The organism is Colwellia psychrerythraea (assembly GCF_000764225.1).
Taxonomy (GTDB): domain Bacteria; phylum Pseudomonadota; class Gammaproteobacteria; order Enterobacterales; family Alteromonadaceae; genus Colwellia; species Colwellia psychrerythraea_D.
On record NZ_JQED01000047.1, the window covers coordinates 72,669 to 97,078 of the forward strand.

Consider the following 24,410-nt stretch of genomic DNA (forward strand, 5'->3'; position numbering starts at 1 on the left):
TGCAGTGACTTAAAAGGGAATAACCATTCCTTCATCACTGCGCCTTGAATTGAAATCGCTCAACCGCTCTGAAACATGCATATTGAATGGTAACGGGTATAAGCAAAAGAGTTGTATAAAGTCACGTAATATTTTTTACTTATGCAAACATTGGCTTTGCTTTAAATCTATTGAAAAATGAACAAAACCCTCAGGCCTAACGGTATGAGACCTAGCAGGGAAAAAGCATATAAATAGCATTTCAAAATACTATTTATATCAAGCTCCATTGATAAGGTAATAGTTTAACTTACGACTTATATCGGTATTGTCCTGAAAGCCACGAAATGCTCTTGAGCCAACACCAGCAGCGAATACTTGTACATCAACAGCGTCATGGCCCTTTGTTGTCCAACCTGTTTTACTACGGTTGATTATTATTTGTCGGACAACATCTTTAATTTCATCTTTGTTATCAATAACGGCTGCTAGTGTGCGCTCTTCAGATTCGGTTAAAGAGAAGTCGATAAACTTATGCCAGTCAGTAGCGATTGCTTTGCTGCCTTCTAACTGCTCGGCTATTCTTCTTGTAGTTGCATGTACTTGTTTAACTATGTCTGCCTTCCATTGGTAAATTTTATTATAGCCAAGGCTTAGGCCACCTGTTGAGTGATCTGCCGTAGCGACCATAAGCGTGTTTTTACTTTCATCAACATAATGTTTAACCATTGTTAAGGTTTTAGCGAAATCATCCATTTCGGCCATAGCACATGAAATATCGTTAGAGTGCCCGCACCAATCAATTTGACTTGCTTCTATCATTAAGAAAAAAGGCTTCTCGTCTTTGCCTAAAACTCTCAATGCGGCTTCGGTCATTATACTAAGGCGATCAGGGTGTTCTGAATTAATGGCGGCTGTTAAGCCCTTTTCTGCAAATAAGCCTAGCGCAGGTAATGTGTTCAATTGGTCAAGTTCATCTAACGATTTGAAATATTTATAACCGGCGCTTTTAAGCCACTTTGTTACTGTTTTAGTTCGTTTGCCGAGAGTTAACTCTTTATTAAAATATTTTGTGCCACCGCCTAACATTAAATCAACAATTGGTTTGCCATCAAATTTATTAGTATAAAATTGTTTGGCTATGTCATATTTATTTTTACGTGATGTCGAATGAGCAACAAACCCCGCTGGTGTGGCATGGCTTAACTCGGAAGTAACGACAATCCCTGTATTATAACCACGACTTTTTGCTGTTTTTAATATAGACGTTAATTTTTGCTTGTTGCGGTTTATACCTACGGCACCATTATAGGTTTTATGACCTGTTGCTAGTGCTGTAGCGGCAGCCGCAGAATCAGTGACTATAGTATCATCATCTGGATAAGTTGAGGCTGACCCAATAAGCAAAGTATCAAAAATGGTCGATTCGACTTTGGGAGTTTTTGGGTTATCTGAATAATAGCGGTATGCCGTGGTGTAGGCTGGCCCCATTCCATCACCAATTAAAAAAATAATATTTGTTGGTTTTGCTTCAATGCTCATTGAAAGCAAAATTAGAGAATAGAAAATAAATTTTTTCATAAAATGATACTCCTAAAGTAGTGCTTTACTGTAAGGCTGTAAAACAAAGTTCTGATTAAATTAAAAAATCATCTAGCGTGTTAATAAAGCGCTTTTTATATTCCGCACTTGTTATAATGAGGCTAAATTAATAAACATACATTCACCCGATTGTTATTTGCTTACGATATTATTATTTATTGTGTCGAGTGATATTTTTTGAACGCTAATAGTTTTGTTTTTTTAATCGCAAAGGGAAAGTCCAATTGACTCGAAAAGTATCAACTAAATATCTCTAAATATCACCTAGAAGTGTCACTTGAATATTGTTAAATATCTTTATTGTTACTTATCAAGTTATTACGCACATTGTTTTTAGATGGCTTTATCAGAGCACAGGTATTTTTATTTGGCGAAATTTGCCATAATCTAACTATAGATTTATACAAAGGTATTCCAATTTGATAAAAGTGACACTAGGTAAGTTTGAAGTTAATCAAGCCACTCAATCACTGAGCTTTGCAGGCGAAGAAATAAGCCTAACTCAAAAAAAATTCTTTGAAGTATTGAGTTGTCTTGTTGATAAATACCCAAATTTTGTCACTCGAGAAGAGCTGATTGAACAGGTTTGGCAAGGTAATTATTTTATCGGTGATAAAGCGGTAAATAATGCTATTTGGGTGCTTAGAAAAACGTTAAAGGACTATGATCCTGAGCAACAATATATTGTCACTAAACGTGGTGTTGGTTATCGATTGGCCATAGAGCCCGTTGTCGCTTCACTTAAAGCTAAAAGACAGAATTTTATTTATTTGGCCGCTGTATTTGGGGTTAGTGTTATTGCAATAAGTTCGTGGCTTTATATCGATACTGAAAAGCCAGTTAAACTGTCCTTAATCACCGATTCTAGCGGAAATGAGTCTCAGCCTGCTGTCTCTCCCTCAGGAAAGGAGTTAGCATTTACCTGGAGAAAACCAGGGCAAAGTAGTAATTTGTACATCAAAGATTTAACAGATAATCAGAAAATAAGGCAAATAACATTTAATGATAATAAGGTTTATAGTCCTGCATGGATAAATCATGGAATAGGGTTAGCCTATGTGGAAAAAGACAAAACGAATAAGCAGTGCAATATAAAAAAGGTTATTTTATCAACACTAGATACAGAAGTGATTGCCACTTGTAACTATAATTCTAATACTTATGTCAAGGCAAACTTTGCTGGAGATATAGTGTTATTTAACAAATTTGACCAAGATAACTATCGCAGTGGCTTATACAAGGTTAACGTAAATGAACAGCCTTATAAGGAAGTCAGGATTTCTTGCGGGGATGAATGTTCATTTGAAGATCGGGAGGTCGCTTTTACACCTGAACCTGACAAAATTGTCGTATCGAGACGTTTTGATCGCCTATCAGAAAACTTGTTTTTGGTAAATTTAATCACCAGAGAAGAAAGTCAACTTACCTTTGAAGAAACTGATATAAAGGGCATTGCGGTTTCAACTGATGAACAAGTTTACTTTGGTGCAAAAGAAGGAGGACAAAATATTGCCAAACAGGTTTCTCTTGCTGGTGGAAGTGTGAAAAATTTAAATGTAATTGGTTTTGTTTCACCAAGTTTTAATCCACGAGACAGTAGCTTATATTTCTCTCATAGTAGAGCTGTCAAAGATATCCATTATATTAATTTAAACCATGCTCAAAAATTTTCTACCTCATTACTTACTTCAGCGTTTGCACATCGAAATGCTGAGTTTTCTGCCAGTGCAAATAAGCTCGTTTTTATTTCTGGTCAATCTGGGCATATGGAGGTTTGGTCAAGCAATTCCGACGGTAGTAATAAACAACAGCTCACTTATTTAAAAAGTGTTGCTATAACACCAAGTTGGTCGAATGATGGCAAAAAGATCGCCTTTTTAACACCTAAAAAAAATAGTGGTGGTAATGAAATCAAGGTAATAGACATTGTCACGCGAAAAATCACAACCATTAATTCCCCTTTTAATAATCATAATAGACCGACTTGGTCAAATGATGATAGAACGCTTTTATCTGCGATTTCTGATGATAGAGGTTCATTGCTTTATCGTTTTACTTTTGATACTACAGCGCCAATGCAACTTAGTGATAAGCAAATACGTTTTATTCGCCATTATAAAGGAAATAAATGGTTATTTAGCAAAGGCATTCAAGGCGGCTTGTGGATTGCCAGTGAAAATGAAGATGGGACTTTCACTCAACTTAATAAATTATTAGCAAATGATGAATTCAATTCTCGATATAATTGGACAATTCATCAAGAAACAATTTTTTACACTAGAAAGCATTCGGATAGAGTGGAAATTAAATCATATAATTTAGTAAAACAAATTGATAAATTGCTGATATCACTACCATCAGAAAAACTGGAAACTTATGGCAGCTTTACCTTTGATTCAATGAACCAATGGCTTATTTATACACAAAGAAAAGGTAATCCTTACGATATTGCGAAAATCACTCTGCCAAAGCACGACTGACCAATATAAGATAGATTGCCGTACCTGTTTATAGCAAATTATTACAAAATTATCCTGCCTATAGCACCTTTGATAAAGCGTATCAGTGATATTTAAAATGTGCGGCAATGATCAGTGATGATTATGCCGCTTGATGATGTGCTTGAATGATCTTTGCCATTGTATACCCGTGCTACTTGAACGTGCTCGTTTCAGGAAGTCTGAGCGACTCATCATAAATCACGTTCAATTATGGGTTTGCTGTAACTGACTTAAAATGAGTGATTTTTGTTAGTTACAATTTACTAAACTCACATTCTGAAAGTTATCATCATTATACTTGTTGCTTCCCCCTCCCCTCTGAACATTGAGCAATTATAGTATGCTCCTTAGATTGCTTTAAAATTAACACCTGTAACACATTGAAAAATAACCAGATAAATATTTAGAGATATTGATTAGTTGTTTATAGGGACTAAATGACTTGGTCGATGGTTATAAAAAACGTATTTTATATAATTATTTTAACGTTTGACTATAAACACTTGATTATTCTTGTACTGTTTGTTTATCACTAAATTGAAAATGGAAATTAGCAAGTTACCCACGTTCTAAATTCAGTAAAAACAACGCATCACCTATAACCATTTCAATATATATAGTAAAGCACCACTCTATTAACAGAACGCTCATAATGTAAACTTAGATTTTCTAATATCAAAGCGTTGCAGCATGAGTCATAAGTTAATAAGGGCAGAAACCAAAGGAGTTTTTAATGCACAGTATTTTTGACATGTTTACAATCGGAATAGGACCATCTAGTTCGCATACAGTTGGCCCGATGAAAGCAGCTTTCAGATTTCTTCAAGCACTTGGGAATGTTCCATATCAAAATGATATAAATAGAATAGAAGTGACACTTTATGGCTCCTTGGCTAGCACAGGAAAAGGTCATGGCACCGACACTGCTATAATATTTGGCTTACTGGGGTATATACCAGAAACGATAGATATAGAAAGTGCTAGATTTCAATTAGAAAAAGTCAAAAAGTTACAGTCTTTGAGTTTACATGGTTTCCACCCGATACCTTTTAAGCCTTATAGAGACATCATTTTTAAAAGTAGAGAATCTCTGACACAGCATTCGAATGGCATGACATTAGAAGCTTTTAATTGCAATAAAAAATCGTTATTAAAACAGACATACTTCTCTATTGGTGGTGGTTTCATTGTTAGGAACGATGAAAGTTTTGAGGTAATAAAGCAGGTAGATGCAATTAAGTACCCCTACAACAGTTTTGAAATGTTAAAAACCCTATGTAAAAAAAATAAAAAGAATATAGCAGAAATTATTATAGAGAATGAGCAAGCCTACACATGCAAAAGCGAAATAGATTTTAAATGTAATCAATTATGGCTAGCAATGTTTAAAAGTGTTGAACACGGTCTAAAAAATAAGGGTGAACTACCTGGGGGTTTAAAGTTAAAAAGGAGGGCAAATATGTTATTTGACTCCTTGATTAATCAACAACACGAAGATCCACTTGATAGAATAGATTGGTTAAATGTTTTTGCTTTAGCTGTAAGTGAAGAAAATGCCGCTGGAAATCAAGTTGTGACAGCACCGACGAATGGAGCAGCTGGCATTATCCCTGCTATACTTGCCTATATTAACCGATTTGAAGCTACTATATCGAAAGAACTATTAGTAGAGTTTTTTGCGGTAGCTACAGCCATAGGTAGCTTATATAAAATGAATGCGTCCATTTCAGGTGCTGAAGTAGGTTGTCAAGGGGAGGTAGGAGTAGCTTGCTCTATGGCTGCGGGTGCCCTAACTCATATTTGGGGAGGTGACACCGCACAAGTTGAAAATGCCGCTGAAATAGCTATGGAACATCATTTAGGCCTTACTTGTGATCCTGTTGGTGGACTAGTACAAGTCCCTTGTATCGAAAGAAATGCGGTGAGTGCTGTTAAGGCTATTAATGCAGCTCGGTTGGCTTTAAAGAACCCAAATGAGCCAAAAGTTTCATTAGACAAAGTTATACATACTATGTACCAAACTGGCAACGATATGAACCTAAAATATAAGGAAACCTCACGGGGAGGGCTGGCAATCAACGTAAAGCTAGTAGAGTGATAAATTTACAGTTTTATTGTCTCTTAAAATGTCAAACAAAATATATGAAAGTGAAATAAGCATTTAACATAATTCGGTTTATTCGCAAGTTCGTGATTGTCTATTTACGGTTAGATTCCATTTCATTGTTTATCGTTGGTGAAATGAAGATTTATTACGCTAAGATAATAGTTAACTAGCACTAAATGAAAAGGGAAGCTCTGTGTTTTTCCCTTTTCAAATTCGAACGTCCACATATTATCGGAATGATTTGGATTATTCTTGCTATTTACTATCAAGGTTATTTTTAAACAGCCAGCGTCAGGCTATTTATAATCACGGTGTAAACCTTTAATATCAATTTGTAGCCATTGCAGAGTTAAATCTGCCACGGCACCATAAAACAATCCATGGTCATGTTTAGTTACTTGCTGAGTAAAACCTCTTAGCCAAGTCATTAAGTAGCTGTTAATGAAATTAAGCTGCTCTTTAGGCTCAGCAGTAACAGACAGATGAGCAATATAGGCCAAAATTACTGCGATATGATCGCCAGGCTCAGGAAAGTCGCTGTGATTTGTAGCTTGTTGTCAGTTAAAAACTCAGTCATTTTCTGATGTAGCTCACCAAATATTTGTGGTCTATCTGACTTCCTCTTAACGTTCTTATCGGCACCAAGGTACTGACCTGCATAGGGCGATACACTAGCTCTGCCATCCACTAAAAATAAACCACAAAAATCTGCAGCAAGCTCAAGTAATGACTCTTTAGCGTTAAGCGCTGCCAACTTGGTATTAATCTCATTTATTGGCGCTGATAAGCTTGGCTCAAGGGCAAGGGAGTTTAAAAAACTCTGTCCTTGCTCAGACGTTAATTGCGACACTAAATCACTTGATACTTCTTTAGCAAAAAGTGAAGAGAGAAAGTTATACACTACCGCTCTTGCTGCTTTTTCTTCAGAAATTTCTTGTGTTATTTCTTTATTTACCTGACTCATGCGCCTATCTCCAATGGTCCTTGAAATGAAGTGACTTGCGGTAACTTACCACGAAATTTCTCATAGTCGACTAAACAAGTATAAGCTGAACAAGCTTGCGCTAATTTAGATGAACCAATATCTTGCGTTAAAGTATTTGGATCGCCATAGCTACACAATGCACCAACTTTAGCGCCACCAGTGATGCTGCCATCATCTCCAACAGGACCATACCAAGCTCCTTCATGAATACGAATAACGCCTTTAGGGAAGTTTTTGCTAACAACGGCACCAGCAAGTAATTGGCCTCGGTCGTTAAATACTCTCACCACATCACCACTTTTTATGCCACGTTTTTTAGCATCCTCTGGGTTTAAATAAACCGGCTCTCTGTCTTGTACTGTATAAGTTTGACGGTACTCTTTTGATTCACACATTTGTGAATGTAAACGTTTGTCAGGGTGACAAGATTGCATCCAAATAGGGTGTTTATCTGAGCCAGGACCGCCATGACTGCGTTCACTTTTTTCCATCCACGTTGGGTGACCTTTACAGTCATCGTATTGGTAGCGTTCGATTTTACGGCTGAAAATTTCTATTAATCCAGAAGGTGTGCCTAGAGGATTAATTTCAGGGTCGTCTCTAAAGTCAGCATGGCGTGTCCATGGTTTACCTTCGCCAAAGTGAACGTAACCATCTTGCCAAAATTGTTCAAATTCTGGCATAACAAACTTGCCGTCATTAGCGGTTTTACATTCGCTATAGAGCTTTTTAAGCCAATCAAGCTCAGTCATACCACGGGTATATTCTTTTTCTTTGCCTAAAATGCGGGCAAAACGGGTGAATATTTCATAATCCGACAAGCTATCAAATAATGGCTCAACCATTTTTTGCATAGCTAGCAAGCCTCTGTTTGCGTAACTACCATAAATATCAATATCGTTGCGTTCCATTGTGGTACAAGCAGGCAATACAATGTCTGAGAAGCGACAAGTAGCCGTCCAGTTAATATCAATACTTACTACACACTCTAGCTTATGAAATGCCTCTTTCATACGGTTACGGTCTTGATGATGATTCCATGGATTATTTCCTGAGAAAATCATCATTTTAATATCTGGGTAAGTGACTTTCGCGCCATTAGCATCAATCACTTTTCCTGGTTCTAAAATCGCATCAATCCAGCGTGCTACAGGAATAGTACTACTTGCGCCTTTAAAGTCTTTGCTATCAAAGATCGGCTTTTGGCCTTCATCTAAGTTTCTTGGGAAAGCCCCTGGAGCTGCTGCGCCAGAAGAAGGAACACCAATGCTTGAATAATGATGACCATAGCTTATACCACCACCAGGTAGTCCTATTTGACCAACCATAGAGGCCAATACTGCAGCCATCCAATAAGGCTGTTCACCATGTTGCTGACGTTGAATACACCACCCCATTAAAAACTGCGTGCGGTCAGCGACCATGGTTTTAGCCAAGTCTTTGATAACATCAACAGGTACTGAAGTGATTTTCTCTGCCCACTCAGGTGTTTTAGCAATGCCATCAGTTTCGCCTGTTAAATAAGGCACAAAGCGGTCGAAACCTAAGCTATAACCATCAATGAATTTTTGGTCATGTAAGTTATTGCTATAAAGCTCATAAGCGATAGCAAGCATCAGCGCGACATCAGTTTGTGGATTAACATAGATTTTTTCACAACCTAAATAATCTTGTGTTTTTGATGCGACGGGATCTATGCTGATCACGCGAATTTTGCCTTGTTTTACTTTTTCTTTTAACTGGGCAAGATACTCATAACTTTCATGGGTTTCGGCGTTCCAACCTACTTGTAGGTTTTTATAAGGATCGTTAGCCCATAAGATAATGGTTTTGGCATTATCTAAAATAAGCGGCCATGAGGTGCCTTGGGCATAAACCTCCGTTGAACCTAACACATAAGGCAGTATTGTTTGGCCTGCACCGGTAGAGTAGTCACCTATTTTCTTAACAAAGTTTCCATGCATAGCAACAGCGCGTTGCATATGACTGGTACTAGAGTGTAATTGTCCAGTAGCGCGCCAACCAGTTTGGCCTGCATGTAAGCCTGATGGTCCATAGTTAGTTTGCACTTCATCTAGTGATTGTTTGAACAATGTTAGCGCTTGATCCCAAGTCACTCGAACAAATCGGAAATCACCACGTTGTGTGGTATCACTTTTATGACCTTTAAGTAAAAAATCTAAGCGCACCATAGGGTAACGAATACGTGATGGGTTATAGACCAACCCCTTAACGCCGTTAATCATATCCGTTGGGTACTTATCTAAATCAAATGGCTTAACTTGGTCGATAACACCATTTTTACGTTTTATCTTAAAGGCGCCAAAGTGTGAGCCTGTCGTTAACCAATCATCACGGTTTTTTGCACCAACCTTTGCTAAAGCGCTTAACGGAGTTAACACTGAAGCAGCACTTGCTAGGGTAAAAGAGGTTGCTAATATGCCCTTTAAAAAACTTCTTCTTTTCATGACTATTTCTTTCATGGGATAAGCTCCAATTAGTGTTTTTCTTTAACAAACGTTGATGAATGTTGTTGTAAGTATTTTTGTACCAGTGCTTGAGTATCTTGGTCCATGTTGACAAAAGCTATCATACCTTGGAACATACCTGGCCAAGTGTTGGCGTCAAAGTGAGCTTCGTCAGGTTGGGTATGACAAACACTACAGCTGCTTCTAAAGGTGTCTCTGGCATAATCCCAAAGTGGTTGTTGCTCGGTAATTAAGTACTCTGCATCAGTCCAAAGTTCTGTTTCAACACGTTGCCATTTTAACCCCGTCATATCGTCTTCTTTTTCTTCAAAACCGTTAATAACACCTTCTGTTTTGGCTGCATCTTTGGTTAATTGTGCGGTGAGCATATTGATACCAAACTCAAGGTAAATGACTCGACCAGCGCCCATTTTTTTACGCCAGCCGTCAATGGCAATTCTTACGCGGTTATCTTTGCTTTCTAACACCTTAACCTTAGTCGCAACATTCAAAGTACCCGCTTCAACATCACCGTTTGAGCTAAAGAATAATGGTTTAGTTAAGGCGGTAAAATATTCTTCTCCATCGTCAAATTTACTTGGCCCAGTTCCTACTTCGGCAATTAATTCTGGTGCTCTAGCTGTCCCCATATCAGGTAAGGTATGTGCAATGCCTTTATGACAATCAACACAACTTTGATCTTTTTCAGCCGCACGCTTCATTTGCTTTTGCGCAAGTTTTGACATGTCATCCCATTTCATCGAGTCATAGTTGTGACAGTTTTTACACGCTAATGAGTCATCTCTATCAAAACGTCCCCATTCTCTTGATGCCATTTCTAAGCGTTTGCTTTCGAATTTTTCATCGGTATTAACCGTTTTAAAAAACCAGCCCCAAACATCACTTGATGCTTCCATTTTTCTGGCAATTTTTCGGCCCCAGCTATGTGGCACATGGCAGTCAGGGCAAGTTGCACGTACACCTGAATGATTAGACCAATGCACTGTTTTTTGTAATTCTTGGTAGGGTTTACTTTCCATGCTGTGGCAGCCGATACAAAACTCTTCGGTATTGGTTGCTTGTATTGCTGTGTTGAAACCACCCCAAAACATAATGCCCATCAAAAAAGCGGTTAAGCTGATAGAGCCTAATGTTAAGTATTTGGCTGGCGTATTAAGTGTTTGCCAGAGGTTTTTGAACCATTTCATAATGTTAATCCTCGTTATTCTTAATTTTTTACTTTACTGCTGAGAATGCTGTTTAGCTTGCTAATCGGTTTTACAATGACTCTCTAATGAATTCTCTAATGAATTCTCTAATGAGGAATGACACCGCCGAATACTTGAATCAACCAAATGATCAAGCCATAGCCACCGATAGCAAAAACGCTTAATACGGGAAATAGCACAATAATAATGAAGCCCAATGCTTTCAGCTCTTTCAGCTTTTTCTTTTCACCTGTTTTTTTATCTATATCTTTATTTAGCTGTTTCGCAGTCATGTCGAAACTCCTCTTTAATAAATCGCGGGTAATATTTTTTTGATAAACTAACTATAGATGAAAAATGTGAATAACCATGGGAGAGGAAATGACAGCTTACCTTAATTTGTGAAAGAATATGAACAGAAATGTGAAAGGGGGGGATATTTACCCTGAGCCATTAACAGGGAAGTTGTTAGGAGCGGTCTGCTACAATGTACAAAAGCAGGCAAATCAAGTGGAAGGTCTAGTGTTTTCTTTGTGCTTTATTACGCGTATTCTATTTTATACCAATCAGATTAATTAATGGTTCAAATTTTAATGAGTGTAAATTTTCAAGAACAAGGCGCTTGATTGAGCAATAGCTAGCTATTGTGATTGAAAGCAACGATGTTATTGAGTATTTAAGCCATTTTAAATGATCACTTAGTTAGTCTGATTGGTATTATTAAGGGCTAGCGGTAGTTAACTAAAAACTTTTACTGACACTAAAAACAAAGCGACTATCGAATATTCTTAGCCCTTGTTCATCGCCATATACAGGGTGTGAACTATCCATCGTAGAGTCGTGATAACGAAAATCAACATTTAGACCATAGAGTTCTTTGCTAAACCCTAGGTTCCAGTGACCCCAGCCATCAGCACCTTCACCTGTTAAATCTTGGTAACCGACTGACCCTGACAGTGTTATGCCATTCTCAAAGGTAGTACTAGGGTGAACTGCATAGTTAATGCCGCTCCAACCATCAACACCGAACCAGTCGTCTAAAGTTGGTGTAACTTCAAGCTTCATGTTTACCGGGCCAAAGTCTTTCGCAACTTCCAGCCAAAGTTCAGTGTAATTAGAGTTACTTGAACCAGAGTAGGTGTAATGATAAACAACAACATTGTAGCTAATATCACTGTTACCAAAAGTACCAAACCTACCTATATAAGGTGAAAGGTTTGCTCTTATGTCAGGGGTTGATTCGTATTGTGCGGTGGCGCCAGACACACCAGCATAGAAGCCATTATTGTGTGTCCAAGTAAAGCCTGCTGACATTGCTGCTGTATCTCCATCTGCTACGGTTGACTCACCTCGAAAAACTGAATCTGTTGCTATTTTTGCTGAGCCACTGAAAGTACCATTAAATAATTCTTCTTTGCTCTGCTCTGCACTTGCTAATAAAGGGCAAGATAGTAACATTGTGCCAATGAGAACGCGGTTTGCTGTTTTTATTACTTTATTCATAACGTAGTACTCCAAGATTGATATAAATCAGATAAATTATTTTTGATGGCGTTATTGTATCGCTTAGTTATGAACAGCATTATGTGCTTAGATGAACACAATATGTAAAAATAATTATAAAATTATCTTTAATTGAACAGAGATAATGGTATTTTTGTTGATCAGCCCTAATAGGAAGCTAGTTTGAACGATAAACATATTTTAGTGGTAGAAGATGAAGCAATAACACGTGCCAAGCTCGTTGGTTATTTTCAACATGCTGGGTTTTATGAAGCTGCAAGGGTTTGATTTAGTGGGCGATCACCAAGCTTGTTAAGCACCTTAACTCTTCCTTCGCATACGGAAATTATTGCTTTGCCTTTTTTGAAACTCGGAGCAATAACCACTCTGCCTGATTCAGCCAAAGGACACTCACCTATATATACTCCTAATTCTACGGAGTCTTCACAATAATAGAATATGCTTACAGTTTTCTTTTTCATTGGCTTCTTAGTATTTGTTGTCTGTATTTTAAGTCTATCGGTTTAAAAAATGTTTGGTGATTTACACGGTACATTTAACTTATATACCCAAATCACTTCAAGATACGGTTTTTAGTACCTGAAAATTGTCATTAATTCTACTCCCTAATGTATCACCGACACTTGGGAGTATATTGATAAAAAAGTTATCGATGGCTTCTCGAAATTCACGAGCTGTTGCAAAATACTTATTATTCCTGACATGCTCATTCATCACTTTCCATAACCTTTCTATTGGGTTTAGGTTTGGACTGTAAGGGGGTAAATAATAAAGCAATATATTTAATTCAACTGCCCTATCTTTAACTACTTGCGAACGATGATATCCAGCTCCATCTAAAATTAGATGAATTGTTTTGTCCGACTTTTCATTACTTCTTAATTCAGTAAAACAATCAACAATGGTTTCACTATTTACTTTTTCATAGCGGTTGACATAAGCGGATGCAATGTTTTGCAAATCAACCGCGCCAACTAAGTTCAAACGGGTGCGACTACCTGTAGTTTCGATACTTTTATCTGTCCCTGTTTTTATCCAACCACAACAGATCTTCGTCGCTTGAGTGGGGTGCATTGCATCCATGAATAATATAGGCTCATTGCCAACACTGTTTTTCAATCTGTCATATTGTTCAATAAAATTAGCTTGTTTAACTTCATCAAACTTATGAGGAACACCTTTAGGTTGCTTGTAACTGAAGCCTTGTTGATGAAGCCATTTGTTAAGACCTGAAATACTAAATCGAATCTCACACGTTTCCCAAATATATGCGCTGATTTGATGAGCATGGCAATACGTATGCGCTGTTATGTGTGAAATGATTAGGCTTGTTTGCTCGGCAGATAAACATGAGACAGAGCCGCCCTATCAAAAATAACCATAAGAATCTAAAAGTACCACGTAAAATAGATGTGTGTTAGTAAAGTTAGGCTAAAAGAACAAGTGCTTATATTTTCTTATAACTCACTAATTTTTAACAACTAGAATACTTTTTAAATTTAATTTAGTGTGGAATGTAGTGGGTTATTATACTTATAAATAGTAGATGATTAAGTATTATTAGACATGAAAGACGCTACAATAACGATGGATGCCATGGGCTGTCAGTTTGTTATTGCCGATAAAATAGTAGAAGCTCAAGCCAATTATGTTTTAGCGTTGAAAGATAACCAGGGTGAATTTCATGATGACATTAAGCTATTCCTAGAAACAAATTTGGCAAATAAATTTAAAAATATTTCTCATACCGTCAATAAAACAGTCAATGGTGATCATGGACGCATTGAACAGAGAAATGTTTGGTTGACCTCTGATATACAATGGCTAATTGAGCGCCATCCTAGATGGAAAAGCATGGCAGAAAACTTCTCAATGATGAACAAAGTAGCACTGAATCTATTAGAGAATGAGAAAAGCATCAAAGTAGGAGTTAAAACTAAACGGCTAAAAGCGGGCTGGGATGAAGCTTATATGATGAAGGTAATCACCGTTGGCTTTACATCTGTATAGTTTAAACCCGTTTGCCCTGTAGAGGTTGATAATTGCTGTTGTTGGCTATAATCAAGGATGGTTAAAGCGCTGGTTTGTTGATCTTCAATAATGGATTGCCATTGATCTTGGCTACGAAAAATTCTCATGTTATCTCCTAAATTAAGTGAAGAGATATGTATCTGAGAACAAACGCTAGAGGCAGGTACCGTTAGCTATACCCTTACGAATTTTACCCATCAAGACCAAAAGACGAACAAGCAATCCCCACAGGACACCGATTTTGATTTCCGCGGTTTCTTCATTGTGAGCCTTTTAGACATCAGCCTTTGGATAATGGGCTGCTGATATCTAAAAACCTTAACGATACGGACGTGACCTTGGCATACCTAACGGCAAGTAATCCGACAAAGAGCGAACATTAGCATTAATAATTTGAAGTAGTTCAGACATGCTCTAACACTGCCAATTGGCGTCAGGCTTCCAGTCATGAATCCATAAAGGAATATCACTCGCAGGCATCGGTTTGGCAATGCCGTACCCTTGTGCTAGTTCACAGCCCAATTGCAATAAAGCTGTGCCATGGTCAATGGTTTCAACCCCTTCAGCAATCACGTCACGTTTGAACGATTTAGCTAGGCCTATAACACCTTCAACAATCGCCCTATCATTCTGATCATTTAACATATCTCGTACAAAAGTCTGGTCAATTTTAATCAAACCTGCGGGTAACCGTCTTAGTTAAGTCAGGGATGAATAACCCGTACCAAAATCATCTAGCGCAAAATTTACGCCTAGCTCCATACAATCATTCATGATAGTGGAGACGTGATGAACATCTTCTAAAGCGCTTGTTTCAAGTATCTCTAACTCTAAGCGGCAAGGGTCAACCTCAGGGTGGTCGGCTAGCTGTCTAATTAGCCTCTGTGTGAAGTCAGACTGTTGCAATTGTACTGCGGCAATGTTTACGCTAGCGCTTATAGGGAGGGTAAGCCCCATTTTCTGCCATTGGCTAATTTGTGATAATACGCTATCAATAACCCACTCCCCCATTTCAATCATCATGGCGTGATTTTCAATGGCAGGTAAGAATTCCATTGGATTTAATAATCCACGTGTTGGATGCTGCCAGCGGATAAGCGCTTCAGCGCCTATCACTTTCCCTGTTTTCATATTAACCTTTGGCTGATAATGCAGAATAAACTGCTGATTATCTAATGCACTGCGAATAGCCTCTAGGCTTTCCCGTTGCACTTTAATCGCGTCATCTTGAGCCGTATCAAATAAGTGATAGCGGTTCTTACCTGATTGCTTAGCCACATACATAGCTTGGTCTGCATGACGTATGAGCTGTTCGGCATCAACATTATCTTGAGGATAAATAGTGACACCAATACTGGCAGATACATTTAACACCACATTACCAATATTGACTGACTTAGATGCTGCTTGTAATAACCGCTCCAATACGGGTTCACAGTCTTCAACTTTGTCTAAATCTGCTAATACCGCGATAAATTCATCTCCCCCAATACGAGATAAGGTATCATTTTCACGTAACGCTTCTTTCATACGCAATGATAAAACAATCAATAAGTCATCACCTACATCATGACCATAGCTATCATTAACGGCTTTAAAGCCATCTAAATCGAGAAATAGAACCGCAAGTGACTGCTCATGACGACCACATTGCAACATAGCTTGATTTAATCGGTCAGCAAGTAATACACGGTTAGGCAAATTCGTCAGTAAATCAAAATGAGCAACACGCTGTAATTGTTCTTGATGTTTTTTTATTGTGGTGATGTCGTTAGCTAAGGAAACATAATGGGTGGTAACTCCATGTACATCTCTAACCGCACTTATCGTTGTCATGACAGCGTACACTTCGCCATTTTTACGCCTGTTCCAAACTTCGCCAGACCAATAGCCTTCATTTAGTAACGCTTGCCACATCTCAACATAGAACTGGTGGGATTGTCGGCCAGACTGCAGAATGCGTGGGTTATTGCCTATAGCCTCTTCACGACTATAACCTGTGGTGTGTGTGAAAGTATCATTCACATCAAGTATTATGCCTTCGGCATCTGTGATAGCAATGCTTTCACCTGCATGCGTAAATACGCTGGCCGCTAATTTCAGTTTTTCTTCTGATAGCGTTTGCTGAGTAATATCAACATGAGTACCCACCAAACGCGTTATTTCTCCTGCTTCATTTTCACTTGCGAATGCGCGTGAAAGAATATTGATATATTGCCCATCCTTATGCTTCATTCTGAACTCAGCTATATATTTTTTAGTTTTATGGTTCAAAAACTCTCTAATACTGGATAAAGTGATGGCTAAATCATCCGGATGTACTAATCGTTCCCATTCTGAAATTTCATCTTTAATTTCATTTTCTGTATACCCCAACATGCTTTTCCATCGTGGGGTATACATAATTTCATTAGTTAGTATATTCCAGTCCCATATTCCATCTTGAGTTCCTTTCATGGCGAGGGCATAACGCTCTTCGCTAGACTGTAATGTTAATTTAGTCTGGATATTCTCTATAGCAATACTGGCCAAGTCAGCAACTTGCTCGATTAATTCAATATTATCTTCTGTTGGTTTATGTACATCACGGTGATAAATAGCAAAAGTACCAAGTACTTCTCCTTCGGTTGAGCGTATCGGCTGTGACCAACAAGCACCTAACCCAGCTTTGCCTGCGGTTTCTTTGATGTCTTTCCAATACGGGTGGCTTTGAATATCATCAACAATAACGCGCTTACCTGTAAAGGCTGAAGTACCACAGGAGCCTTCCCCTACACCAATATCCATACCGTGAGTCGCTTCGTTATAAAAATCTGGAAGACTCGGTCCTGCACCGTTCAATAGATGTTTTCCTGTCTCGTCAAGTAAGAGAATACTACATAGCATTTCTGAATTTTCATCTTCAACGCCAAGCACAATGGCTTCTAGAATTACGGGTAATAACTGACCATTCGTAATGAGCTTTAATATATGTCTGTGGTACTTATCACGTTTTTCAGCAAGTTTTCGAGCGGTAATGTTACGAGATAAAACAATAAAAACAGGCTGGTCTTCATAACTTAGTTCTTTTTTCTCTACCGATATTTCAAACCACCTATCGTGATTATTCAAAGACAATGTAATTTGATGACCTGCACTAAAGTTCTTAACATTCGCTTCTTGCAATGCTTTTAAACAAGTCTTTGCTGCTTCTGGCTCCATTACATCAGAAATTTTCTTACCTATTAATTTGCTTTCTTCTGCTAATAGAAAATTGGAATCAGGAGTCCATATTCGATAATAGGTTCCGTCAAGGCCAAGCTCAAACATAGAGTCAGGAATAGCATTCAAAGTACTATTTAAGTTATCTTGAACGGATAATAGGTGTAGTTCTTTTTGCTTTATAAATCGGTTTTGAATGATTAACCTTAAACCTATAATGATGAGTAGCAAAATTAACCCCAATATGATGGCAATTTCGCCTTTCTTCTGTTCCCAGATTTCCATCACTGTTATTTCAGGAACTATATTAAAGGGGGCAATGCGCAGCTCTCTCAATAAGTTTTCCACCTGAGTATAATTAGCAGGAATGGTAAACCCATGAATATCTGCTTTAATAGCCGCAGGGTTTTTTGGTTGTAATGACAGTAAAGCAACGGTAATTTGACGAGCTAAATGAGCTTCTACATGACTCATAGTCGCTATCGGCCATTCCGGATAAAGCTGAGTTGACGTTACAAACGGAAATGGCTTAAGCGCTTGGGGATTTAAAATGTTAATCGCAGCTAATTTTATTTTCCCATCTTTTGTCATCGACTCTAGTACGCCTGAGCGAACAAAGCCGACATCGGCTTTTCCTGATAATACGGCATTAACAACATTATCATGTGGCATACCTGTAATAAGTAATTGTTCATTTTGGGGAGCTTTTAAACCTAAAAGAAATAATTCATAAGCCTGCATTTGGTAACCGCCCAGTGACCCGTACTTAGTTACCGCAACTTTATGTTCATGAATGTCAGATAGCTTCGTTATATGTGAATCAGCTCTTGTGAACATGACACCACCAAAAGAAGTTAACTCGTTACCATTATTATTAGTAATGAGAGTAACTAGGGGAGCCGATAGGTTATTATTATGTTGCAATAATATATAGTTAGCCGGATTAGTTATTACAATATCCAATTTTTTGTTCAACACCGCATTTTCAAGCTCTGGATAACTATATGCTGTTAACCTTACGCTGTGTCCAAGTTCCTTTTGAAGATATGAAGCTAAAGGTCCCCACTGTTCTATCACTTGTATTTTAGGCCGAAAAGCGAGAATCCCTACCCTAATAGGTTCTTTGGCCCAACTAGGTAAAGCAAGAACAAGTAAAAGCCAAAGAAGTAATAATGTTAACAAGCGCTTTATTGGTAATAAACCAACTTGAACAAGGGAGTTATAAAATATGCTTTTTAAGGGGGTACTGCTTCGATCCATTAATATAGGAACCTTTATTTTATGATGGTCAGTTTAGCCATCTTTAAATTATTTATGTAACCTGAACTCGGTTTAAGATATTTTTAACTACCTGAAATATATAAATTAAATATTTCAATGTATCTCTGGCCCCTAGATAGTTTTACTTAATTCAAGGCAAATTGACGCGTCAATAGCGAGTCTATTGCAAGTGAATTTAACGCAGAAGTCAGTAAAAGTAGCTGCTAGAGAATAATTTATTAAACCGAGCTCAGGTTATGTATGTTAATAATTTAAAAGCTCGTAATAAACTAGATAAAGTTATTCGTCATCAACCTTATCTAGCGATAAGTGAAGCAAAATTGCAGTTATTAACATCAATAACTTTTTCAAACATTTTTAGTATTCATGTGGCGTTGCTCTACCTTTAACTTAATAGACAACCAAGTTACTTAAATTCTATGCCGCAAATTCAGTCAAGAGGCTAAGATTAGGTGTTGATTTTTATCGATTGTTCTGTTTTATCGAGTAAATGAACAATATTATCCGATAATGGGGAAAGCTCTTTATAAAGGCTATCGGCTTTATTTAAATCTCCCATTTCGTATAGTTGATAAACCTCTTTAACTATTTCGTGTAACCTAGCATGAGGAGCTTCAATTTCCTTAAATGTACTTAAGTGACCGTAATTTTTAATGCCTTCAGAATAATACCATTTCCCGAGCATGCACTCACGATGAGAACAAACCTGCTCTTTAGTGATAGCCTGTAAATCTCCTTGAAGAAAATCCCGTACTTTTGATTTCCAAGAAAGGTGAGCACTTTTAGCTTTATTGAAATCAAATTGGCTTGCTGTTTCTCCCAAATCATATTGATTGATTTGTAACCTTAATGAAGCCAACATATCTGTTAATGAATGTACTCTCTCTTCAAGGCTTAGTACATTTTGACTTGTTTTTTCGGATTGAGTATTGATGGAGTGAACATTGCGATTCATTTCTTCGGTCACGCAGCTTTGCTCTTCGGCAGCTGTTGCTATTTGTAAATTCATGTCATTAACACTAACAACAGAATTTACTATTTGGTTAAACGCATCTTCTGTATTGCCTATTTGCTCAACGGACTTGCTAACTTTTTCTAAACTGTGTGTCACTGCTGATACGGCATCCTGACTTCTGCTTTGTAAGGATTCGATCATAGCATTTATGTCCACTGTAGAGGATTGCGTCCGTGAAGATAAAGTTCTAACTTCATCTGCAACTACTGAAAACCCTCGTCCAAATTCACCCGCTCGGGCGGCTTCAATTGCTGCATTGAGAGCCAATAAGTTAGTTTGGTCGGCTATTTTACTAATAGAAGCTGTAATATCTTTAATTTTCTGACATTCAAGTGCAAGATTATCAACAGTTTCACCAACATATTGTATGTCTTTAGAAAGTTCTACTATTGTGTCTTTGGTTGAATCAACTATCTGCTTTCCTGTAGTAGCATTTTCATCTGCATAAGCCGAGAATTCCGAGGTTTTAGTTGTATTTTGAGCGATTTCTGAAACAGTAGCACTCATTTCATTCATTGCTGTGGCAACTTGCTCCGTTTCTATATTTTGCCTATCTATATTTATTTTAGTTTGATAACTACTTTCAGATAAAACGTCAATGGCGACACTTAAGCTTTGAGTCGACTCGGAAAACCTCCCTATAATGGCCTTAATTCGCCCCTGAAGCATTTTAGTAGAAATAATGGTATTACCGATTTCATCAAACTTATTAATTGTTATATTTTCAGTTAAATCACCTGAGGCTATAATTCTTAACGATTTTGTTAAACTTGCCAGCCTTTTTACAACATCGATATTAAACATGTATACAAGAATGAGTGATAACGAACAGAAAGTTATATTCAATAAAATATCACTTGGAGCTAAAGTAAATAGCTGTCCTGAACTCACTTGTTCAAAAAGAAAGATGGATAATAACAAAAGTATTAACGCATTGATTTTTGTCGATAACTTGATTCGTTTATGAAGTGAAGGTTTGGGTAACTTCTTTGAACTATCATTTTTAAGTAAACTATAGAGCCGTTCAGCATCCTTTATTTGTTGATGAGTAGGGCAACTTCTAACAGATTGATACCCCACCTTTTTACCTTTTTCAAAAATTGGCGTTACGTGAGCTTCAACCCAGTAATAGTCACCGTTTTTACATTTATTTTTAACTAGACCTTGCCATGGTTTATCCTTCTTAACAGTTTCCCACAAGTTTTCAAATGCCGCAGCTGGCATGTCCGGATGTCGAACTATTTTATGATGAGAAGATATTAGTTCTTTTTCTGTGTATCCACTGATTTCTATGAAATCTGAATTACAATACTCTATTCTCCCCTCTAAATTAGTAATAGATATTAAAGTGGAGTTTTCAGCAAATTTCTTTTCATTACCGGACATTTAACACCTTTTAAATTGTAAAACAATAAATGAATTTAATTATAAATTATCAATTTTTTTGGTCAAGAAATATATGTAATATAGACCTGTAATCGTAAATTTTAATTACTTTTAAGAGATTTTGCATATTGTTGAAGCGACTCCTTCGACAATTGAACTAGTTCTTCGATCATGAGTAACTGTGAAGAGTGAAGTTTATTCTCTGCAGTGTTGATTTCAAGTGTCTGACAAAGCTGATATAACCTAATTAAGCCTAAACCGATAGCCGCGCCTTTTAGTTTATGTAATTTTGCTTGTTGAGCTATGGCCGATAAACTTGAAAAATCACTATACTCGCTATTTAGTTGTTGGCAAAATAACTGAATAAGTTGCATTACTTTATCGCTACCCAAATACTCTATATCTTGATTGGGAATACTGGCATCAAATAAATCAAAATTGCTAAGCTCCTGACTTTCAACTCGAGAGTCCTTATCAGCTGGCACAAGGGCTTCTACTATTTCAAACCTCTGTTCAACCTCAGTATCAATTCGCTGGTTTATTAATCCTTCAATATTCGACATTACTTTAGCTATGCTTGGCTTTAATTTTTTCATTTGTACTGGTTTGGCAACAAAACCATCAAAACCTGATTTTATAAATTTAGCTATATCTTCATTAAATACATGGGCAGATACAGCGATAGTTTTGAAGGGCGTTTGCTTTTCTTTAGCAATAACTTTGAGTTGTTGAGATAAAACCACGCCATCAATATCGGGTAGATTGATATCAAGTAAGGCTAAATCAAAGCGATTATTGTGCATACATTTCAGCGCGCTCGCACCATCTTTGGCGGCTATTACTTTATGACCCAATTTTTCAACCAAAGCGCAGGCGACCTCAAGGTTAATTTCATTATCCTCAACGATGAGTACTTGATATTGTTGAGATAATGCTTGTGATGGCGAAAATAACACTTGCTGAGCGTTAATTGCTTCCGTTGAAGCACGAACTAATGGAATGGTAAAAGTAAAACAACTCCCTCGATTTTCTTCACTTTCAAGAGATAAAGTCCCTTGCATAGCACTGACAAGTCGCTGACATATTGCTAACCCCAAACCAGTACCTACAGCACTTTGAAGATTATCTACTTGAGTAAACGCCTGAAAAACATCGGCTTGTTTCTCTTTAGCAATGCCGCAACCGGTATCTGTCACTGAAAATGTTACCTCTGAATCTCCGGTAATATTTTCATCATTAACCGCTATTGATAAAACAATACTGCCCCGTTGAGTGAATTTAATGGCATTATTAATCAGATTTATTAATATTTGTCGCAACTTTCCTAAATCAGCAAGGCGCCAATGTTCAATACTACCTCTTTTTTCAAAGTGCAGCTGCAGCGATTTATTTTGTGCTCTGGCACGCATTAAATGTACAACATCATCTCCTAATTTAGCTAAATCAATGGCGCGGTATGAAAGTGCTATATGGCCAGCTTCAATTTTAGAATAATCAAGAATATCATTTAGAATATCTAATAAACTTTCTCCTGAATATAAAATAGTTTGAGCATATTTTTGTTGCTCTAAGGTAAGCTTGGTATCGGTTAATAGCTCTAATGTGCCTATCATGCCATTCATGGGGGTACGTATTTCATGACTCATGCTCGCTAAAAAGACTGACTTAGCTCTATTGGCTTCATCGGCTTGCTGCTTTGCTAAGGCATGTGCCTTAGATTCGCTGTTTAATTTTTCGTTGGAATATTGTAGCTCTTGCGTTCTAACATTAATCAATTGCTCTAGGTTTTCTTTATGTAAGCGCAATTCTTGTTCTGTTTGTTGTTGCTCATACTCAAGCTGTTGCTTTTTAATAGCATGCTCTCGAAAAACATCGAGTGCTTCAGCTAAATGTTTTAACTCTTCATCATTTGATGACTCGACCGTAATTGCTAAATCGCCAGCAGCTAGTTTTTCTATTGCGTCAGTATGTTTTTGTAATTTAAAAACAATGCCTTGATAAACAACTTTCCACATCACTAAGATAGTAACAACGAGTGACAATAAAGTAGTAATTAAAAAGACGTTCTGAGACCAGGAAACTAACTTATGATGCTGTTGACTGGTTTGCTTTGCTAAAACCCCTTGTTTTTCAATCAGTGACAATATGCCTTGGTTTAGCTGGGTTAATTGATTGGAAATATGCTGATGTAGCAAACTTTGTTTTTGCTCTAATTCAATGGCTCTTTGTTGATTAACAAACAAGCTATCAAATAAATTAAGTTTAGTCAGTGCGATACTGGCCAAGTTCACTCTATAGGGATCAGTAATCGAATCTACTAAGTTTGAAATCAGCAATAAAAGTCTATCTCTGTTTTGAGCTAGTTCATTAAGTTGCTGGTATTGTTGTGTCGTAATAACCAAGTTTGCTATTTGCTCTAACTCCAGAGCATGACGCTCTAACGCAGCCATTTTATCAAGTAAGTTAAGGTCTTCATCAATGACTAAATCAATATCTTTTTTTGCTTGTACCAGTTTATTTTTCTGTTCAATTAAATCATAAAGCCCAGTCAAGCGTACTAGGGCAAAGGTACTCGCGTTGGCTACTTGCGATTGAGATAGAACAGAAATCTCATGTACTGAAGCTTTTACTACCTTAAAGGCTTGCTCAAGTTGTTGTTGATTGGTGATTTTATTTTTCGCATAGACATCAAGTTGTCCAATGCCTTGATTAATATCTTTCTTTAAATTAACTAAAGTGGATAAACTTTTCTTGTTGAGATTGAGTAATACAAGGGCGGTAAACTTATCTTCAACCGCTAAATGCAGTGATGTGAGTGTTTGACTGATTTCTTGGCGCTGCTTCTCATCGTTGACATTTTTCAATAACGTCGTTTGATGAGTGATGTGTAAACTAAGGTTCGCTAACTCTCTTGCACTTGAAAGTGTAGGTAAGGTTTGTTGAGTAATGATATCACCCGTGCTGGCGATAAGGCTGAGACCATTCCAAGCAACAATACTGACAAACAACAGTAAACCCGCAACAAAGCTAAAGGCAAATAATAGTTTGTTCCCTATACTTCGACGAAAGTGCAATGTAATATCCTCTTTTACACGACCCGTGTATTCATTTTAAATAGAGTT

Annotated in this window: 11 protein-coding genes and 5 pseudogenes; 3 read left to right on the top strand and 13 right to left on the bottom strand. The window is 37.3% G+C overall.

The window, feature by feature from the left end:
* Positions 1–258 precede the first annotated feature (258 nt).
* Complete coding sequence (locus ND2E_RS04555; RefSeq protein ID WP_033095142.1) at positions 259–1,560, bottom strand: alkaline phosphatase; 1,302 nt, start codon at positions 1,558–1,560, stop codon at positions 259–261.
* Positions 1,561–2,009: 449 nt separating this feature from the next.
* Between ND2E_RS04555 and ND2E_RS04550 the strand changes: the two genes are divergently transcribed.
* Positions 2,010–4,061: a winged helix-turn-helix domain-containing protein gene (locus ND2E_RS04550; protein WP_223303676.1), complete on the top strand. Its 2,052-nt coding sequence runs from the start codon at positions 2,010–2,012 to the stop codon at positions 4,059–4,061.
* Positions 4,062–4,815: 754 nt separating this feature from the next.
* Positions 4,816–6,180 carry an L-serine ammonia-lyase gene (locus ND2E_RS04545; protein WP_033095144.1) on the top strand — a complete coding sequence of 455 codons (1,365 nt, stop codon included), beginning with the start codon at positions 4,816–4,818 and terminating at the stop codon, positions 6,178–6,180.
* 305 nt (positions 6,181–6,485) lie between these two features.
* Here ND2E_RS04545 and torD read toward each other — a convergent pair.
* From torD to ND2E_RS0121815, 7 genes and pseudogenes are all read right to left on the bottom strand, one after another.
* A pseudogene (gene torD / locus ND2E_RS22230) lies at positions 6,486–7,153 on the bottom strand (molecular chaperone TorD).
* Positions 7,150–9,642 carry a trimethylamine-N-oxide reductase TorA gene (torA, locus tag ND2E_RS04540; protein WP_033095216.1) on the bottom strand — a complete coding sequence of 831 codons (2,493 nt, stop codon included), beginning with the start codon at positions 9,640–9,642 and terminating at the stop codon, positions 7,150–7,152. Before torA ends, torD begins: the two are co-directional and overlap by 4 nt.
* Before the next feature lie 29 nt (positions 9,643–9,671).
* Positions 9,672–10,850 carry a pentaheme c-type cytochrome TorC gene (gene torC, locus ND2E_RS04535; protein ID WP_033095145.1) on the bottom strand — a complete coding sequence of 393 codons (1,179 nt, stop codon included), beginning with the start codon at positions 10,848–10,850 and terminating at the stop codon, positions 9,672–9,674.
* Positions 10,851–10,957: 107 nt separating this feature from the next.
* Complete coding sequence (gene torE, locus ND2E_RS04530; protein ID WP_033095146.1) at positions 10,958–11,143, bottom strand: trimethylamine N-oxide reductase system protein TorE; 186 nt, start codon at positions 11,141–11,143, stop codon at positions 10,958–10,960.
* A gap of 448 nt (positions 11,144–11,591) precedes the next feature.
* Positions 11,592–12,353: a TorF family putative porin gene (locus tag ND2E_RS04525; RefSeq protein ID WP_081962092.1), complete on the bottom strand. Its 762-nt coding sequence runs from the start codon at positions 12,351–12,353 to the stop codon at positions 11,592–11,594.
* Positions 12,354–12,619: 266 nt separating this feature from the next.
* Positions 12,620–12,835 carry a TIGR02922 family protein gene (locus ND2E_RS04520; protein WP_033095147.1) on the bottom strand — a complete coding sequence of 72 codons (216 nt, stop codon included), beginning with the start codon at positions 12,833–12,835 and terminating at the stop codon, positions 12,620–12,622.
* Positions 12,836–12,932: 97 nt separating this feature from the next.
* A pseudogene (locus tag ND2E_RS0121815) lies at positions 12,933–13,739 on the bottom strand (IS630 family transposase); the annotation flags it as partial.
* A gap of 222 nt (positions 13,740–13,961) precedes the next feature.
* Between ND2E_RS0121815 and ND2E_RS23630 the strand changes: the two are divergent.
* Positions 13,962–14,177 (top strand): annotated as a pseudogene (locus ND2E_RS23630) (hypothetical protein); the annotation flags it as partial.
* Between the two features lie 164 nt (positions 14,178–14,341).
* Here the strand turns inward: ND2E_RS23630 and ND2E_RS23165 are convergent.
* The 5 genes and pseudogenes from ND2E_RS23165 to torS form a co-directional block, all read right to left on the bottom strand.
* Positions 14,342–14,512, bottom strand: coding sequence for a hypothetical protein (locus ND2E_RS23165; RefSeq protein ID WP_190277856.1), 171 nt, complete (start codon positions 14,510–14,512; stop codon positions 14,342–14,344).
* Between the two features lie 307 nt (positions 14,513–14,819).
* Positions 14,820–16,937: pseudogene (locus ND2E_RS23375) on the bottom strand (sensor domain-containing protein).
* Between the two features lie 39 nt (positions 16,938–16,976).
* Positions 16,977–18,866: pseudogene (locus tag ND2E_RS23635) on the bottom strand (PhnD/SsuA/transferrin family substrate-binding protein); the annotation flags it as partial.
* Positions 18,867–19,335: 469 nt separating this feature from the next.
* Positions 19,336–21,288: a methyl-accepting chemotaxis protein gene (locus ND2E_RS04510; RefSeq protein ID WP_033095148.1), complete on the bottom strand. Its 1,953-nt coding sequence runs from the start codon at positions 21,286–21,288 to the stop codon at positions 19,336–19,338.
* 101 nt (positions 21,289–21,389) lie between these two features.
* Positions 21,390–24,362, bottom strand: coding sequence for a TMAO reductase system sensor histidine kinase/response regulator TorS (gene torS / locus ND2E_RS04505; RefSeq protein ID WP_033095149.1), 2,973 nt, complete (start codon positions 24,360–24,362; stop codon positions 21,390–21,392).
* Positions 24,363–24,410: the final 48 nt, after the last annotated feature.

Coding starts and splice junctions, on each gene's coding strand:
- ND2E_RS04555 (WP_033095142.1), bottom strand. CDS start 1,560: ATGAAAAAATTTATTTTCTATTCTCTAATTTTGCTTTCAATGAGCATT.
- ND2E_RS04545 (WP_033095144.1), top strand. CDS start 4,816: ATGCACAGTATTTTTGACATGTTTACAATCGGAATAGGACCATCTAGT.
- torA (WP_033095216.1), bottom strand. CDS start 9,642: ATGAAAAGAAGAAGTTTTTTAAAGGGCATATTAGCAACCTCTTTTACC.
- torC (WP_033095145.1), bottom strand. CDS start 10,850: ATGAAATGGTTCAAAAACCTCTGGCAAACACTTAATACGCCAGCCAAA.
- torE (WP_033095146.1), bottom strand. CDS start 11,143: ATGACTGCGAAACAGCTAAATAAAGATATAGATAAAAAAACAGGTGAA.
- ND2E_RS04525 (WP_081962092.1), bottom strand. CDS start 12,353: ATGAATAAAGTAATAAAAACAGCAAACCGCGTTCTCATTGGCACAATG.
- ND2E_RS04520 (WP_033095147.1), bottom strand. CDS start 12,835: ATGAAAAAGAAAACTGTAAGCATATTCTATTATTGTGAAGACTCCGTA.
- ND2E_RS23165 (WP_190277856.1), bottom strand. CDS start 14,512: ATGAGAATTTTTCGTAGCCAAGATCAATGGCAATCCATTATTGAAGAT.
- ND2E_RS04510 (WP_033095148.1), bottom strand. CDS start 21,288: ATGTCCGGTAATGAAAAGAAATTTGCTGAAAACTCCACTTTAATATCT.